The organism is Citrobacter sp. Ce104, assembly GCF_030334595.1.
In the GTDB taxonomy this organism is placed as follows: Bacteria; Pseudomonadota; Gammaproteobacteria; order Enterobacterales; family Enterobacteriaceae; genus Citrobacter; species Citrobacter europaeus.
Genome location: NZ_JAOWDP010000021.1, coordinates 1 through 17,545, shown reverse-complemented (window position 1 = coordinate 17,545; position 17,545 = coordinate 1). Strand labels below are relative to the sequence as shown.

Here is a 17,545-nt window from a genome sequence, read left to right as displayed (position 1 = left end):
AAAGGCCACTCTTAAAGAGTGGCCGGTGTGGGATTACTGATTACCGATTTGATCGCCGTAAGGCAGTGTATCGTAATCAATCAGGCCATTCTTTTTATACGGGTCGCCAATCCAGCGGGTCGTCTCTTTGAACTGCGGGTTAGTAATGGCGCGAGTTGGATCAAAACCATCGTAGGTGAATCCCGCTAAATCAGACCAGGTGTGGATAAGCTCAGAGCTGCTGTACTTACGATCCACATCCTGTGAGAAGTCGCGGGGGTGTGCGGCCTGCCATTTTTCAGAGGTCCACAGCAGGAACGGTACCGTATACATATGGCGCGTCGGGTTGTCTTCATTACGACCCTGCGTTTTATGCGGAGGCGTATCGTATACCTCTTCCCCGTGATCGGAGAAGTACAGCAGGAAGCCGTTCGGATCGGTCGCTTTATAGTCTTTGATCAGACTGGCGATGATATGGTCATTGTAGGCATTCGCGCTGTCGTAATCGTTGTAAGCTTCCAGCTCATCATTACTCAGGCCAGCGGGAACATTGTCGATATTGTTATCGAATTTACCCTGGCCATCCGGATAGCGGAATTTGTACTTAATATGCGTTCCCAGCAGGTGCACGATGATGAACTTTTTCGGTGCCGGGTCAGCCAGTACTTCTTTAAATGGCGCCAGCACGTTGCTGTCATATTCGCGCGCGCTTTGCGTACGCTGCTGGTTCATATAGAACTGCTTATCCGTCTGCTTCGAGAACACGGTCAACATGGTGTTGCGGGCAGTCATCGTCTGCTGGTTGGTTATCCAGAAGGTTTTATAACCGGCCTGTTTCATCATGTTCATCAGGGACGGCTGAGTCAGATACAGGTCCGGGTTCTTCTCGTTGGCGAAAGTCAGCGCCTGCTGCAGGATTTCAATGGTGTACGGACGTGAGGTCACGACATTATTGAACACGGTGAAGTTAGGATCGGATTTATGCAACGCATCCAGTTCTGGCGTCGTTTCGCGCGGGTAGCCATACAGGCTCATGCGGCCACGCTGCGTTGACTCCCCAATCACCAGCACCAGCGTACGTGGAGCATCGCCGGAGTTATCTTTGAAGTTGGCCAGCGGCGGCAGGGCATTGTTCTCATTCAGCAGGCTATTCAACGAGGTCAACTGCTGACGATATTGATAATAACCAGAGATGATCTGCCACGGGGCCGCAGGCTCCATACGTGAGGCGAGACCATCTAACGTTTTTTCAAACGGTTTATGTTTGATGAACGTATTAACCGCCATTGGGTGCAGAATCAAACCGTATAACAGCGCGAAAGACACCAGATAACGCCAGGGCGATGGAATATGCACAGGGCGCAAACGCGTCCACAGCAGAATAGCCACAGCCGTATAGGCCAGAGCGATAAGGACAATTTTCAGGCTGAAATATTGGCTCAGATATTCGCTGGCTTCGTTCGCATTGGTTTCAAACATTACGTACAGAACGCTTTGCGAAAACTCTTGTCCGTAAATGACGTAATAGCTCAGAGCCGCCAGCGAGGCCGCCCATAGCATGACGCCAATAACGGCAGCGATCGCGCGGATACGGTTTGGAAATAAGAATACCGGGATCAACCACAGCGAACTGAATAGTAACGAGTCGCGTAACCCATTAGTTCCGCTATAACCGGTTAAACAAATAATGACCTGGAGTAAACTGGAAAAAAACCAAAAATAGAGGAGCGCCCAACCCAGGGCTTTCCAGCTAAATTTAGGTTTAGACTGGAGTTGTAAGGATTGCATAATGTGAGCCTGTCTTTAATCGTAGCGCCAAGAATAGCGACTAAACATTAAGAGGAACTGAAGCATCACGATCTCAGGATCGTGTTTTGCTGTTGATACATTCGTATAGTGAATATATTCAGGCGGGAATATATTGAAAAAGAAGCGGTTATGACAGCAGTTTTTGCCGTCGCCTTCATACAATAGCACGAAGGCGACGGGAGGGGACGTTAGCCTGTATTACGCATGCCGGCTGCGACACCAGCGATAGTCACCATCAACGCTTGTTCAACGCGCGGGTCCGGTGCATTGCCTTGCTCTTCCGCCTGGCGTGAGCGGTGTAACAGCTCTGCCTGTAAGACGTTCAGCGGGTCAGTATAAATATTTCTTAACTGAATTGACTCGGCAATCCACGGCAGGTCGGCCATCAAATGTGAGTCATTGGCAATTGCCAGTACGACATCGATATCGGCTTCCAGGCGCTGACGCAGCTCTTTACCCAGTGGCCACAGCTCTTTTTTGACCAGGCGTTGATCGTAGTACTCTGCCAGCCACAGGTCTGCTTTGGCGAAAACCATTTCCAGCATGCCAAGACGCGTGGAGAAGAATGGCCAGTCGCGGCACATGGCTTCGAGTTCGCTTTGCTTGCCGTCTTCAACCACTTTTTGCAGCGCGGTACCTGCGCCCAGCCAGGCCGGGAGCATCAGGCGGTTCTGCGTCCAGGCGAAGATCCACGGAATAGCGCGCAGAGACTCTACCCCGCCGGTTGGACGGCGTTTTGCCGGACGTGAACCGAGCGGCAGTTTACCCAGTTCCTGCTCCGGCGTCGCGGAACGGAAGTAAGGAACGAAGTCTTTGTTTTCACGCACATATCCGCGATAGAGCTCGCAGGAAATATCGGAAAGCTCATCCATGATATGACGCCAGTTATCCTTCGGCTCTGGCGGTGGTAACAGGTTGGCCTCCAGAATTGCTCCGGTATACAGCGACAGGCTGCTGATGGTCACTTCCGGCAGGCCGTACTTAAAGCGGATCATCTCCCCTTGTTCTGTCACGCGCAGACCGCCTTTCAGGCTGCCTGGTGGTTGAGAGAGCAGCGCCGCATGCGCAGGCGCGCCGCCGCGACCAATGGAACCGCCACGACCATGGAACAGCGTCAGTTCGATACCGGCTTTTTCGCAGGTTTTGATCAGCGCGTCCTGTGCCTGATATTGCGCCCAGGAGGCCGCCATCACGCCCGCGTCCTTTGCGGAGTCAGAGTAGCCGATCATGACCATCTGCTTGCCCTGAATAAAGCCACGATACCAGTCAATATTCAGCAGTTGGGACATGACGTCATCGGCGTTATTGAGGTCATCCAGCGTTTCAAATAACGGGGCAACCGGCATAGCAAAACCGATACCGGCTTCTTTCAGCAGCAGGTGCACGGCCAGCACATCCGATGGCGTTTTCGCCATGGAGATAACATAGGCGGCAATGGAGCCATACGGGGCTTCGGCAATGACCTGACAGGTGTCGAGCACTTCGCGGGTGTCGTTGCTCGGTTCCCAGTTACGCGGGAGCAGCGGACGCTTGGAGTTCAGCTCGCGGATCAGGAAAGCCTGTTTATCCGCTTCCGACCAGTTTTCGTAGTCGCCAATGCCCAGATAACGGGTCAGTTCGCCAAGGGCTTCAGTGTGACGGGTGCTTTCCTGACGAATATCAATACGTACCAGCGGTACGCCGAAACATTTCACGCGGCGTAGGGTATCGAGCAATTCGCCATTGGCGATAATGCCCATGCCACAGGCCTGCAGAGACTGGTAGCACGCATACAGCGGGTCCCAGAGCTGTTCGTTTTGGGTGAGAAGTCCCGCCGGTTTCGGCAATTTCTCGCCTTTAAGACGGGCTTCCAGCCAGGCCTGGGTTGCCATCAGACGAGAACGCAGGGTTTTCATCAGATAGCGGTAAGGTTCTGCTGCGCCTTCTTCGCCCACCAGCGCCAGCAGTTCCGGCGTGGCATCCACCATCGACAGTTCAGAAATCAGAAACTGGATGTCTTTCAGAAACAGGTCGGTGGCTTTCCAGCGGCTGAGCAGCAGCACGTGACGGGTGATATCCGCCGTTACGTTCGGGTTGCCATCGCGGTCACCGCCCATCCAGGAGGTAAAGCGAACCGGGACAAAATCAACCGGCAGCTTATAGCCCAGATGCTCCTCCAACTGTTCGTTCAGCTCGCGCAGATAGTTTGGTACGCCTTCCCACAGACTATTTTCAACCACCGCGAAGCCCCATTTGGCTTCATCAACCGGGCTTGGGCGTAGCTTACGGATTTCATCCGTATGCCAGGACTGGGCAATCAACTGGCGCAGACGGCGCATCAACTGATGGCGCTCGTAATCGACGAGGTCTTTGTTATCAAGCTGTTTGAGGCAGGCGTTCACTTCACCCATTTTATGGATCAGCGTACGGCGGGTGATCTCGGTCGGATGGGCGGTAAGAACCAGCTCCAGGGAGAGAGATTCCACGGCTTTTTTGATGGTGGCTTCATCGAGGTTGGGCTGCTCTTTCAGTTTACGCAGCGTGCGGGCAATCACTTCCGGGTTGCTGGCTGCTTCGCCTTTTGGCGAAATGCTATGGTGCTGCTCGGCGGTGTTGGCCAGGTTCAGAAACTGGCTAAACGCGCGGGCAACCGGCAGCAGCTCGTCGTTAGACAGGTTTTGCAGCGTAGTAAGCAGCTCCTGGCGATTGACTTCATTGCCAGCGCGGGATGATTTGGACAGCTTACGGATTGTTTCTACGCGGTCGAGAATGTTCTCTCCCAACGCATCCTTGATGGTTTCTCCCAGCACTTTGCCGAGCATACTGACATTACTACGCAACGCGGAATATTGTTCGTTCATTAACCCAGACACCCCATCTTTAATTTATGCGTCCTGTATCTTTCGCGCCTCAGCGGCGTTGGCTGCGCCACGAAATCTCTCGGACTTTGTTTGTTCGCCGTCTTTTATAAAGCCACGTAAAACTCGTGACGTCAATTGCTGCGAAATCGGTTCAGCAAACGAAAAAATGGCGGGAATTTACGTTATTTAATTCACATCGAATCAAATAAGCTTTGCTTATGGAAATGTTAATAATTCACCTCGATTACCACTAAAGGGTTAACGAGGTGATTTGCGGTTAATGCCAGCAGAAGTGATGTACGACCTGGGTAATTAACTCCCGCGTCGGCTTAATAAAACGCGTTTCCAGATACTCATCCGGCTGATGTGCCTGATTAATAGAACCTGGGCCCAACACCAGCGTTGGGCAAAGCGTCTGGATAAACGGCGCTTCGGTGCAGTAGTTCACCACTTCCGTTTGCGCTCCCAGTAGCTTCTCAACCACTTGTACCAGTTGATGATCCGGCGGGCATTCATAGCCCGGAATTGGCGGATGCAGTTCCGAGACCGTCAGGCGACCCGGCCAGCGCTCGCTGACAGGGGCCAGCGCATCGTTAAGTAAGCCATTGAGATCGTTGAGCGTCATGCCGGGCAATGGGCGAATATCCATATGCAGTTCGCAGCAGGCGCAGATTCGGTTGGCGGCGTCGCCACCGTGGATGTGACCCAAATTCAGCGTCGGGTACGGGACGGTAAAGGCGTCATGGTGATAGCGCTCTTTCAGGTCATCGCGCAGAGTCATGATATGGCCGATGGCATCATGCATCAGTTCAATCGCATTAACGCCACGCGCGGGATCGCTTGAGTGACCCGATTGCCCCAAAATGCGAATCGCATTAGAAATATGACCCTTGTGCGCGCGGACCGGTTGCAGGGAAGTGGGTTCGCCAATGATCGCGCAGTCCGGGCGCAGAGCGGTGGTTTCAGAGAAATAACGTGCTCCCGCCATGCTGGTCTCTTCGTCGGCAGTGGCCAGAATGTACAGGGGCTTTTTCAGCTTCGTGACGTCGACATCACGCAATGCGTCGAGGATAAACGCGAAGAAGCCCTTCATATCTGCCGTACCCAGACCGTAGAGCTTATTGTCATGCTCGGTCAGGGTGAACGGATCGCGCGTCCAGCGTCCGTCGTCAAAGGGGACGGTATCGGTATGGCCCGCCAACAGCAGACCGCCAGCGCCTTGTCCAATGCTCGCCAGCATATTGAATTTATTTCGCGTGTCGGGAACCGGCTGGACCTCCACATTGAAGCCTAAATCTTTAAACCAGCCCGCCAACAGAGTGATTAAACCTGCATTGCTTTGATCGAGCGCTTCTTCGGTAGCGCTTATCGATGGCGTGGCAATCAGAGCGCGGTAAATCTCGATAAATGGCGGTAAATTGTTTTTCATTGTTGACACACCTCGGGTCATGATAGTATCAATATTCATGCAGTATTTGTGAATAAAAATACATTAACGTTAAGCGTAATAAAACCCACCAAGTGTAAGGTGAGGTGATAAAGGCTTATACCTGGCAACAGAATCTAAGAAGGTGAGCAGCCCCGATGTTGAATACGCTGATTGTGGGCGCCAGTGGCTATGCCGGCGCAGAGCTTGTGACCTATGTAAATCGCCATCCTGATATGAACATAACCGCTTTGACCGTCTCAGCGCAAAGCAATGATGCAGGAAAATTAATCTCCGATTTGCATCCGCAGTTGAAAGGTATTGTCGATTTACCGTTGCAGCCGATGTCAGATATCAGCGAGTTTAGCCCAGGGGTGGATGTTGTGTTCCTCGCAACGGCTCATGAGGTGAGTCATGACCTGGCCCCGCAGTTTTTGCAGGCCGGTTGCGTCGTGTTTGACCTCTCAGGCGCATTTCGTGTAAACGACGGCGCGTTTTATGAAAAATATTATGGCTTTACCCATCAGCATCCCGACCTGCTGGAGCAGGCAGTTTACGGGTTGGCGGAATGGAACGAAGACCAACTGAAAGAAGCTAATCTGATTGCCGTGCCGGGTTGTTATCCGACCGCGGCGCAGCTGTCGTTGAAACCACTGATTGATGCCGGGCTGCTGGATCTCAGCCAGTGGCCGGTGATTAACGCCACCAGCGGCGTGAGCGGTGCGGGCCGTAAAGCGGCTATCTCTAACAGTTTTTGTGAGGTGAGCCTGCAGCCGTATGGCGTGTTTACCCATCGTCATCAGCCGGAAATCGCCACTCATCTTGGCGCGGAGGTGATCTTCACTCCGCATCTGGGCAACTTCCCACGCGGAATTCTGGAAACCATTACCTGCCGTTTGCAAGCGGGCGTAACCCATGCGCAGGTGGCCCAGACGTTGCAGCAGGCGTATGGTGATAAGCCACTGGTGCGTTTATATGACAACGGCGTTCCGGCGCTGAAGAATGTGGTTGGCTTACCATTCTGTGATATTGGGTTTGCCGTGCAAGGTGAGCACCTGATCGTGGTGGCGACGGAAGACAACTTATTGAAAGGCGCGGCGGCACAGGCGATGCAGTGCGCAAATATTCGTTTTGGCTTTGCCCAAACGCAGTCTCTTATTTAAGGGTGCAACAATGAATCCATTAATTATCAAGCTGGGCGGCGTTTTACTGGATAGCGAAGAGGCGCTGGAGCGTCTGTTTACCGCACTGGTGAATTATCGTGAGTCGCACCAGCGTCCGCTGGTCATTGTGCACGGCGGCGGCTGCGTGGTCGACGAGCTGATGAAACAGCTGAATCTGCCGGTGAAAAAGAAAAATGGTCTGCGCGTCACGCCTGCCGATCAAATTGATATTATTACCGGAGCCCTGGCGGGAACAGCGAATAAAACCTTACTGGCCTGGGCGAAAAAGCATCAGATTGCGTCCGTGGGTCTGTTTCTTGGCGATGGCGACAGCGTAAAAGTGACGCCGCTCGATAAAGAGCTCGGTCATGTTGGACTGGCGCAGCCGGGTTCGCCTAAGCTGATTAACACGCTGCTGGAAAACGGTTTTTTACCGGTAGTAAGCTCCATTGGCGTTACGGAAGACGGACTGCTGATGAACGTTAATGCCGATCAGGCGGCAACGGCGCTGGCGGCTACGCTGGGGGCGGATCTGATCCTGCTCTCTGACGTAAGCGGCATTCTGGATGGTAAAGGCCAGCGTATTGCCGAAATGACCGCCGCGAAAGCGGAGCAGTTGATTGACCAGGGAATTATTACCGATGGCATGATCGTGAAGGTCAATGCGGCGCTGGATGCCGCGCGTACGCTGGGCCGTCCGGTGGATATCGCCTCCTGGCGCCATGCCGAGCAACTCCCGGCGTTGTTTAACGGCACGCCGATCGGTACCCGTATTCTGGCTTAAGTATTTGTATGCCCGATGGCGGTTACGCCTTATCGGGCCTACGTGAACAGAACCTGTAGGCCGGATAAGCGTAGCGCCATCCGGCATTGAAATTAAAAGATTTTAAGGAAGCATGTTATGGCACTTTGGGGTGGGCGTTTTACACAGGCAGCAGATCAGCGGTTCAAACAGTTCAACGACTCGTTACGTTTTGACTACCGCCTGGCTGAACAGGATATTATCGGCTCTGTGGCCTGGTCCAAAGCGTTGGTAACGGTCGGTGTACTGACTGCCGATGAACAACTGCAACTGGAAGAGGCGCTGAATAACCTGCTGGAAGAAGTGCGCCTGGATCCGCAGCAAATCCTTCAAAGCGATGCCGAAGATATTCACAGCTGGGTGGAAGGTAAGCTGATTGATAAAGTCGGCCAGCTAGGTAAAAAACTGCATACCGGTCGTAGCCGTAATGACCAGGTCGCGACCGATCTTAAACTGTGGTGTAAAGACACGGTTATTGAATTACTGTCGGCTAACCGTCAGTTGCAAAGTGCGCTGGTGGTGACGGCAGAGAATAACCAGGACGCCGTTATGCCGGGTTACACCCACCTGCAACGCGCGCAGCCGGTGACGTTTGCCCACTGGTGTCTGGCCTATGTCGAAATGCTTGCGCGTGACGAGAGCCGTCTGCAGGATGCGCTCAAGCGCCTGGACGTAAGTCCGTTAGGCTGCGGCGCGCTGGCGGGTACGGCGTATGAAATCGATCGCGAGCAGTTGGCCGGTTGGTTGGGCTTTGCCTCGGCGACGCGTAACAGTCTGGACAGCGTTTCTGACCGTGACCACGTGCTGGAGTTACTCTCCGATGCCTCTATCGGTATGGTGCATCTGTCGCGTTTTGCTGAAGATCTGATTTTCTTTAATACCGGCGAAGCGGGCTTTGTCGAACTGTCCGACCGTGTGACTTCGGGGTCATCTCTGATGCCACAGAAGAAAAACCCGGATGCGCTGGAGTTAATCCGTGGCAAATGCGGTCGCGTACAGGGTGCGCTGACCGGCATGATGATGACCTTAAAAGGTCTCCCGCTGGCGTACAACAAAGATATGCAGGAAGACAAGGAAGGGGTGTTTGACGCGCTCGACACCTGGCTGGACTGCCTGCATATGGCCGCGCTGGTGCTGGATGGCATTCAGGTGAAACGTCCGCGTTGTCAGGAAGCAGCGCAGCAAGGCTATGCTAACGCCACTGAGCTGGCGGATTATCTGGTGGCGAAAGGTGTTCCGTTCCGCGAAGCGCATCATATCGTGGGGGAAACGGTGGTCGAGGCAATTCGTCAGGGCAAACCGCTGGAAGCGCTGTCGCTTGCCGACTTACAAAAGTTTAGCCAGGTGATTGGCGATGACGTTTACCCGATCCTCTCGTTGCAATCGTGCCTGGATAAACGTGCGGCGAAAGGTGGCGTGTCGCCGCAGCAGGTTGCGCAAGCGATCGACTACGCGAAGGCGCGTCTGGCGTAACCTTTGTCTTTGTAAGCCTGATATGCGTAGCGCCATCAGGCAAACAGTTATCAGAGCCTGGCATTACGCCGGGCTTTTTTATGCAAAAAAAATGCGGACTCAAGGTCCGCAAAAGTTCACGTTGGCTTTAGTTATTTCGAGTATGAGAGAAACTCTCAAAACGGACAGTAGCTTCAAGGGTTAAAGGGGTACCGTTCCGTTTCTGTGGTGCATTATTAAACAGAAAGCTTGATAGGGATAATCGTTCGTTGCTATGCTACCTATCGCTACGAACTATCGTGGCGATGGAGGATGAATAATGAATATTCGTGATCTTGAATACCTGGTGGCGCTAGCCGAACATCGTCACTTCCGACGTGCGGCAGACTCCTGTCACGTTAGCCAGCCAACGCTGAGCGGACAGATCCGCAAGCTGGAAGATGAGCTTGGTGTCATGCTGCTGGAGCGTACGAGTCGCAAGGTGCTGTTCACTCAGGCAGGTCTACTGCTGGTGGATCAGGCGCGCACCGTGCTGCGCGAGGTCAAAGTGCTCAAGGAGATGGCAAGCCAACAGGGTGAGACAATGTCTGGCCCGCTGCATATTGGTTTGATCCCAACGGTGGGGCCATACCTGCTGCCGCATATTATCCCTATGTTGCACCAGACCTTTCCAAAACTGGAAATGTATCTTCATGAGGCGCAGACGCATCAGCTGTTGGCGCAACTGGATAGCGGTAAGCTCGACTGCGTCATCCTGGCGCTGGTGAAAGAGAGTGAGGCGTTCATCGAAGTACCATTATTTGATGAGCCTATGCTGCTGGCGATCTATGAAGATCACCCATGGGCAAACCGCGACTGTGTGCCGATGTCCGATCTGGCGGGTGAGAAATTGCTGATGCTGGAGGATGGCCACTGTCTGCGCGATCAGGCGATGGGCTTCTGCTTTGAAGCGGGCGCTGATGAGGATACTCATTTCCGGGCAACCAGCCTGGAAACGCTGCGCAACATGGTGGCGGCAGGCAGCGGTATTACCTTACTGCCTGCGCTGGCCGTGCCGCCGGAGCGTAAGCGTGATGGCGTTGTCTATCTGCCCTGCATCAAGCCTGAACCGCGTCGCACGATTGGTCTGGTGTATCGTCCAGGCTCGCCGCTGCGCAGCCGTTATGAACAGCTGGCAGAGGCCATCCGTGGGTCAATGGATGGCCATTTCGACAGTGCGTTAAAAAAGGCGGTTTAAGCCATTTAGCGCCGCTACCCGATAGGCTTCTGCCATGGTTGGGTAGTTAAAGGTGGTGTTAACGAAGTATTCGATGGTGTTACCACCACCTTTTTGCTCCATTATCGCCTGACCGATGTGAATAATTTCGGCCGCGCGTTCCCCAAAGCAGTGGATCCCCAAAATCTCTTTGGTTTCGCGATGGAACAGGATCTTCAGCGTCCCGACACTCATACCCACGATTTGCGCACGTGCCAGATGTTTAAACTGGGCGCGGCCAACCTCGTAGGGAACTTTCATTGCCGTGAGCTGCTGTTCGGTTTTACCGACGGAGCTGATTTCCGGAATGGTATAAATCCCGGTCGGGATATCTTCAATCAGATGCGCGGTTGCTTCGCCTTTTACTAATGCCTGGGCGGCAATGCGTCCCTGATCGTAGGCCGCCGATGCCAGACTCGGATAGCCGATCACATCCCCTACGGCATACACGTGCGGCAGCGCCGTCTGGTACATGCTGTTGACCTTCAGCTGTCCGCGGCTGTCGGTTTTCAGACCAATATTTTCCAGCGCCAGCGAATCGGTATTACCGGTACGACCATTGGCGTACAGCAGGCAGTCAGCCTTCAGTTTCTTGCCAGATTTCAGGTGCATGATGACGCCGTCATCGCAACCTTCAATCTTCTCGTATTCTTCGTTGTGGCGAATGACCACACCGCTGTTCCAGAAGTGGTAAGAGAGCGAGTCGGACATCTCTTGATCGAGGAACGCCAGCAGACGATCGCGGGTGTTGATTAAATCAACTTTGACGTCCATTCCGCGGAAGATCGACGCATATTCGCAGCCAATTACCCCCGCGCCATAAATCAAAACGTGGCGGGGTTCATGGTGCAGACTCAGGATAGAGTCGCTGTCATACACCCGGGGATGCGAGAAGTCGACGTCAACTGGGTGATATGGGCGTGAGCCGCAAGCGATAACGAACTTATCCGCGGTCAGCGTTTCCACCGTGCCGTCGTGGCATTCCAGGGCGATCGTGTGTTCATCAACAAAACGGGCATTTCCCTGCAAAATTTCGCAGTGGTTACGCTCGTAAAAGCCTTGCCGCATCCGCGTTTGCTGATTAATAACGTTATCAGCGTGGTTGAGAATATCGGCGAAAGAAGAACGAAGGAGTCGGGAGTGGTCGCTGTAAAGTGGGTTCTGATTGAATTCAATAATACGGCTGACGGCGTGGCGGAGAGCTTTCGACGGGATGGTGCCCCAGTGGGTACAGCCTCCACCGACGTTATGATAGCGCTCAATCACCGCGACGCGCGCTCCTTGCTTAACCAGCCCCATTGCAGCGCCTTCGCCGCCGGGACCGGAACCTATTACTATTGCATCGTAATCGTAGGAATGTGACATGGTCAGGCTTACCTGTTCTTATACATAAAAGCAACAGAATAGTAACATCGTTGGCGAGATAACCCAATTATCGTTGTGCTTTTTTGCGAACCCGAAGCACAAACTGCGCGTAAACAATCATTCACAAAGCCATGCCAACCGCCTAATCTCTGGTATAGTGCCAGCAAGGTATGTGGAAGGATTCAGACATCGTGATGGGCGTTAGAGCGCAACAAAAAGAAAAAACCCGGCGTTCGCTGGTAGAAGCCGCATTTAGTCAACTCAGCGCTGAGCGTAGTTTTGCCAGCCTCAGTTTACGCGAAGTCGCTCGTGAAGCGGGCATAGCGCCAACCTCGTTTTATCGCCACTTCCGCGATGTGGATGAACTCGGCCTGACGATGGTGGACGAGAGCGGTCTGATGCTGCGTCAGTTGATGCGCCAGGCGCGTCAGCGTATCGCGAAGGGCGGGAGTGTGATCCGCACCTCGGTCTCAACATTTATGGAGTTCATCGGCAACAATCCCAACGCCTTCCGTTTATTATTGCGCGAGCGGTCTGGTACCTCCGCGGCGTTTCGTGCCGCAGTGGCTCGTGAAATTCAGCACTTCATTGCGGAACTTGCGGACTATCTGGAACTCGAAAACCATATGCCTCGTGCGTTTACTGAAGCGCAAGCCGAAGCCATGGTAACGATTGTGTTCAGCGCCGGGGCAGAAGCACTGGATGTTGGCGCCGAACAGCGTCGACAGCTGGAAGAGCGGCTGGTATTGCAACTGCGGATGATCGCCAAAGGCGCATTTTATTGGTACCGCCGTGAACAAGAGAAGATGACGCACCACTCCGAGTAACGAGAAGGACGAGCAATGAAACAGTCAGGTCAAGATAAAGGTACGCTGCTGCTGGCGCTGGTTGCTGGCTTATCGATTAATGGTACATTTGCGGCGCTGTTTAGCTCCATTGTGCCATTCTCAGTATTCCCGATTATTTCGCTGGTGCTGACGGTTTATTGTCTGCATCAACGCTATCAGAATCGCACCATGCCTGTGGGGCTACCGGGCCTGGCCGCCGCCTGTTTTATTCTCGGCGTTTTGTTGTACAGCACCGTAGTTCGCGCTGAATATCCGGATATTGGTTCTAACTTCTTCCCAGCGGTACTGTCGGTGATTCTGGTGTTCTGGATTGGCTTTAAGGTGCGTAACCGTAAACAGGAAATAGCGGAGTAGTAATAGTTGTAGGCCGGGCAAGCGAAACGCCCCCGGCCAGCACATTACTTACTTTGCGGTCAGTAATACACCGCACTCCATATGGTGCGTGTACGGGAACTGATCGAACAGAGCCAGACGTGAAACATTGTGGGTCTGGCTTAACGTTTCCAGGTTCTTACACAATGTCTCCGGGTTGCAGGAGATGTACAGAATTCGCGGATACGCCTGCACCATTTTCTCCGTTTCGCTGTCCAGACCGCTGCGCGGTGGATCAACGAAAATGGTTTCACACTGGTAACTCTTCAGATCGATCCCCTGCAAACGGTTGAACTCGCGCACCCCGTTCATCGCCTGAGTAAACTCCTCGGCCGCCATGCGGATAATTTGTACATTATCAATATGGTTCGCCGCAATGTTGTACTGTGCAGCAGCCACAGATGGCTTGGCGATTTCAGTGGCCAGCACGCGGTTGAAGTTTTGTGCGAGGGCGAGAGAGAAATTGCCATTGCCGCAGTACAGCTCCAGCAGATCGCCTTTTGACCCCCTGGTGACATCAATCGCCCATTCCAGCATCTGAATATTCATGGCGGCATTCGGCTGGGTGAAGCTGTTCTCAACCTGACGATAGATAATCTCTTTACCCGCAACCGGCAAGCGTTCGTCAATGTAGTCCTGGTCCAGTTCGATTTTGGTTTTAGTTGCCCGGCCAATCAGATGCACGTTCAGGTTTTGCGCCCGCAGCGCATCCCGCAGCGCTTCGGCTTCCTGACGCCATTCATCATCCAGCTTTTTATGGTACAGCATCGATACCACCGCCTGATCGCTCAGGGTTGTGAGGTAATCAATCTGGAACAGTTTGTGGCGCAGGACGCGGTTATTGCGTACCCCTTCGATCATTGCCGTCATCAGCGTGTTGATAAGCTCGCTGGCCGCCGGGAAGCTGTCGACACGAATACGGTTTTTGGTCTGGCTGTCGAACATGATGTGGTACAGGTCATCCCCGTCATGCCACAGACGAAATTCCGCGCGCATACGGTAGTGGCTGACCGGTGAGCGAAACACTTCCGGAGCCTGTGCATAAAATGGCGTCATTAAGCTCTGCAGACGCACTACTTTTTCAGCTAACTGGGCGTCGTACTGTTCTGTCGGAAGGTGTTCGGGGGTCATGATGCGTCCTGAAAAATAAAAGTACGCGGGGATTGTAGGGATTGCTCAACAGATGTCCAGTCATTGATGATTTTCGATATTGTGATACGCAGTCTGGACAGTGGGTTGTAACAAACTGTAGCATCCGTTTTCCGGTCCTGTGAGTTAAAAGGGAATCCAGTGTGAATCTGGAGCTGACGCGCAGCGGTAAGGAAGGTAGGAGATGAGCGCACCTGGTGCAGACACTGCGGCTTGCCGTGGGAAGTCATCATCTCTTTAAGTTGCCTCCAAGCCCGAAGACCTGCCGGCTAACGTCGCATCTGGCTTTCATCATCGCGTACTATCGGTGGGACCTGCGGCATCCTTCTTATATTGTGGATGCTTTACAATGATTAAAAAATCGCTGCTGTGCACGGCACTGTCCGTCACGGCATTTTCTGGTTGGGCGCAGGACACTAGCCCAGATACTCTTGTCGTCACTGCCAACCGTTTTCAGCAGCCTCGTAGCGCAGTACTTGCTCCTATCACCGTTGTTACGCGTCAGGATATCGATCGCTGGCAATCCACCTCCGTGAATGATGTGCTTCGTCGTCTGCCCGGCGTCGATATCGCGCAAAGCGGCGGCATGGGACAAAACTCCTCAATTTTTATTCGTGGAACCAATTCCAGCCATGTTCTGGTACTGATTGACGGTGTGCGTCTGAACTTAGCGGGTGTGAGCGGATCTGCCGATCTCAGCCAGTTCCCTGTCTCGCTAGTACAACGTATCGAATACATTCGTGGGCCGCGTTCGGCGGTTTACGGTTCTGATGCGATTGGCGGCGTGGTGAATATCATTACCACGCGCGAAAAGCCGGGGACAGAACTTACGGCCGGTGTGGGGAGCAATGGGTATCAGAATTACGATGTCTCAACTCAACAGCAGCTCGGCGAAAATACGCGCGTCACGCTGATGGGTGATTATGCCTATACCAAAGGTTTTGATGTTGTAGCATACGGCAGCACCGGCTCTCAGGCTCAGCCCGATAAAGACGGTTTTTTAAGTAAGACGCTGTATGGCGCGCTGGAACACAACTTTTCCGATACATGGAGCGGATTTGTTCGTGGCTATGGTTATGATAACCGTACGAATTACGACGCATATTACTCCCCTAGCTCGCCGCTCCTCGATACCCGAAAACTCTACAGCCAAAGCTGGGATGCCGGACTACGTTTTAATGGCGAGCTTATCCAGTCGCAGCTGGTTTCGAGCTATAGCCATAGCAAAGACTACAACTATGATCCGGATTATGGCCGCTATGACTCCTCGGCCACACTGGATGATATGAAGCAATATAATGTTCAGTGGTCCAACAGTATGGTGCTGGGGCACGGTAACGTAGGCGCAGGCGTCGACTGGCAAAAACAAACCACAACGCCAGGCACCGGGTATGTTACGGACGGTTACGATCAGCGTAATACGGGGCTCTATCTGACCGGGTTGCAGCAACTGGGCGACTTTACCTTTGAAGGCGCGGCGCGTAGCGATGACAACTCCGAGTTTGGACGTCATGGCACATGGCAAACCAGCGCCGGATGGGAGTTTATTGAGGGCTATCGCTTTATTGCGTCATACGGTACATCTTACAAAGCGCCTAATCTCGGACAACTGCATGGTTATTACGGCAATTCGAACCTGGATCCTGAGCAAAGTAAGCAATGGGAAGGGGCGTTTGAAGGCTTAACGGCGGGCGTGAACTGGCGAGTTTCAGGGTATCGCAACGATATTGATGACATGATCGATTACGACCCGCATACCGAAAAATACTTTAACGAAGGCAAAGTACGCATTAAAGGTGTGGAAGCGACCGCAAACTTTGATACCGGTCCGCTGGCACATACGCTGAGCTACGATTATGTCGATTCGCGCAATGCGATTACGGACAAGCCGCTCGCGCGCCGTTCTAAACAGCAGGTGAAGTACCAGCTTGACTGGCAGGTCTATGATTTTGACTGGGGCCTGACGTATCACTACCTGGGAACGCGTTATGACACGGACTACGTAACCTACCAGCCGGTAAAAATGGGTGGGGTTAGCCTGTGGGATCTTGCCGTGTCATATCCAATCACCTCACAGCTGACAGTTCGTGGTAAAATCGCCAACCTGTTCGATAAAGATTACGAGACAGTTTATGGCTACGCAACTGCAGGACGGGAATACACCTTGTCTGGCAGCTACACCTTCTGATCCACGTCCCACCGTGCTGGTGTTTGATTCCGGTGTCGGTGGGTTGTCGGTCTATGACGAGATCCGGCGTCTTCTGCCGGATCTCCACTATATCTACGCTTTCGACAATGTCGCCTTTCCTTATGGAGAGAAGAGCGAGGAGTTTATCGTCGAACGTGTTGTTGAGATTGTGACTGCGGTCCAGCAGCGCTATCCTCTCTCTCTTGCGGTCATCGCGTGTAATACAGCAAGCACGGTGTCGCTTCCTGCGTTACGTGAGAAATTTGCCTTCCCGGTTGTGGGCGTGGTGCCTGCGATTAAACCGGCGGCGCGACTCACGGCGAATGGCGTAGTGGGGCTGCTGGCTACACGTGCAACGGTGAAGCGTTCGTATACTCACGAGTTGATTGCGCGATTTGCTAACGAATGTCAGATAGCGATGTTGGGTTCCGCCGAGCTGGTGGAACTGGCTGAAGCGAAGCTACACGGTGAAACAGTTTCTCTGGAAGAACTGCGCCGCATCCTGCGCCCTTGGCTGAGGATGACGGAACCACCTGACACGGTAGTGCTCGGCTGCACCCATTTCCCTCTATTACAGGAAGAACTTTTACAGGTACTGCCCGAGGGAACGCGGTTGGTGGATTCTGGTGCCGCAATTGCGCGTCGCACGGCCTGGTTATTAGAACATGAGGCGCCAGACGCAAAATCAACTGACGAGAATGTCGCATTCTGTATGGCAATGGCCACAGAAGCCGAACAATTATTACCCGTACTGCAGCGTTATGGCTTTAAGTCGCTCGAAAAACTGGCGGTTTAGGTCGTTTTGGTGGAAAAGTAGGCACTCGGAAGATTATTTTAAATTTCCCCTTGTCAGCCTGAAATAACTCCCTATAATGCGCCTCCACTGACACGGAACAA

13 protein-coding genes and 1 riboswitch are annotated in these 17,545 nt (G+C 53.2%); of the genes, 8 read left to right on the top strand and 5 right to left on the bottom strand.

Annotated features, from left to right (window positions below):
* Positions 1-33: 33 nt before the first annotated feature.
* The 3 genes from OGW16_RS01445 to argE form a co-directional block, all read right to left on the bottom strand.
* The gene (locus OGW16_RS01445; protein ID WP_199995158.1) at positions 34-1,767 is read right to left on the bottom strand and encodes a phosphoethanolamine transferase CptA; all 1,734 of its coding nucleotides are present in this window, start codon (positions 1,765-1,767) and stop codon (positions 34-36) included.
* 209 nt (positions 1,768-1,976) lie between these two features.
* Positions 1,977-4,628, bottom strand: a complete 2,652-nt coding sequence (ppc, locus tag OGW16_RS01440) for a phosphoenolpyruvate carboxylase (RefSeq protein ID WP_043018945.1) — start codon at positions 4,626-4,628, stop codon at positions 1,977-1,979.
* A 277-nt stretch (positions 4,629-4,905) separates the two neighbouring features.
* Positions 4,906-6,057, bottom strand: coding sequence for an acetylornithine deacetylase (gene argE / locus OGW16_RS01435; protein WP_043018946.1), 1,152 nt, complete (start codon positions 6,055-6,057; stop codon positions 4,906-4,908).
* A gap of 155 nt (positions 6,058-6,212) precedes the next feature.
* Here argE and argC point away from each other — a divergent pair, with 155 nt between their 5' ends.
* The 4 genes from argC to oxyR all read left to right on the top strand — a co-directional run bounded on the left by argC (position 6,213) and on the right by oxyR (position 10,708).
* A complete protein-coding gene (argC, locus tag OGW16_RS01430; RefSeq protein WP_043018947.1) occupies positions 6,213-7,217 on the top strand; it encodes an N-acetyl-gamma-glutamyl-phosphate reductase in 1,005 nt (334 codons plus the stop codon).
* A 10-nt stretch (positions 7,218-7,227) separates the two neighbouring features.
* Positions 7,228-8,001: an acetylglutamate kinase gene (gene argB / locus OGW16_RS01425; RefSeq protein WP_043018948.1), complete on the top strand. Its 774-nt coding sequence runs from the start codon at positions 7,228-7,230 to the stop codon at positions 7,999-8,001.
* 117 nt (positions 8,002-8,118) lie between these two features.
* A complete protein-coding gene (argH, locus tag OGW16_RS01420; RefSeq protein ID WP_043018949.1) occupies positions 8,119-9,492 on the top strand; it encodes an argininosuccinate lyase in 1,374 nt (457 codons plus the stop codon).
* A 298-nt stretch (positions 9,493-9,790) separates the two neighbouring features.
* Positions 9,791-10,708, top strand: coding sequence for a DNA-binding transcriptional regulator OxyR (oxyR, locus tag OGW16_RS01415; protein WP_043018950.1), 918 nt, complete (start codon positions 9,791-9,793; stop codon positions 10,706-10,708).
* Here oxyR and sthA read toward each other — a convergent pair.
* A complete protein-coding gene (sthA, locus tag OGW16_RS01410) occupies positions 10,691-12,091 on the bottom strand; it encodes a Si-specific NAD(P)(+) transhydrogenase (RefSeq protein WP_043018951.1) in 1,401 nt (466 codons plus the stop codon). The genes oxyR and sthA overlap by 18 nt on opposite strands.
* A 191-nt stretch (positions 12,092-12,282) precedes the next feature.
* On the opposite strand from sthA, the gene fabR reads away from it, so the two are divergent.
* Together fabR and OGW16_RS01400 are read left to right on the top strand one after the other, a co-directional pair.
* Positions 12,283-12,918 (top strand): HTH-type transcriptional repressor FabR, encoded by a 636-nt coding sequence (fabR, locus tag OGW16_RS01405; RefSeq protein WP_003028862.1) that lies wholly within the window; start codon positions 12,283-12,285, stop codon positions 12,916-12,918.
* A 15-nt stretch (positions 12,919-12,933) separates the two neighbouring features.
* A complete protein-coding gene (locus tag OGW16_RS01400; protein WP_003825114.1) occupies positions 12,934-13,293 on the top strand; it encodes a YijD family membrane protein in 360 nt (119 codons plus the stop codon).
* Positions 13,294-13,341: 48 nt separating this feature from the next.
* Here OGW16_RS01400 and trmA read toward each other — a convergent pair whose 3' ends face one another.
* A complete protein-coding gene (gene trmA / locus OGW16_RS01395) occupies positions 13,342-14,442 on the bottom strand; it encodes a tRNA (uridine(54)-C5)-methyltransferase TrmA (RefSeq protein ID WP_043018952.1) in 1,101 nt (366 codons plus the stop codon).
* 115 nt (positions 14,443-14,557) lie between these two features.
* Positions 14,558-14,744, top strand: a riboswitch (cobalamin riboswitch).
* Between the two features lie 65 nt (positions 14,745-14,809).
* Between trmA and btuB the strand changes: the two genes are divergently transcribed.
* The gene (gene btuB, locus OGW16_RS01390; protein WP_286517611.1) at positions 14,810-16,648 is read left to right on the top strand and encodes a TonB-dependent vitamin B12 receptor BtuB; all 1,839 of its coding nucleotides are present in this window, start codon (positions 14,810-14,812) and stop codon (positions 16,646-16,648) included.
* Complete coding sequence (gene murI / locus OGW16_RS01385) at positions 16,593-17,444, top strand: glutamate racemase (RefSeq protein ID WP_286517608.1); 852 nt, start codon at positions 16,593-16,595, stop codon at positions 17,442-17,444. The genes btuB and murI overlap by 56 nt, the downstream gene beginning before the upstream one ends.
* The last annotated feature ends 101 nt before the right edge of the window (positions 17,445-17,545 follow it).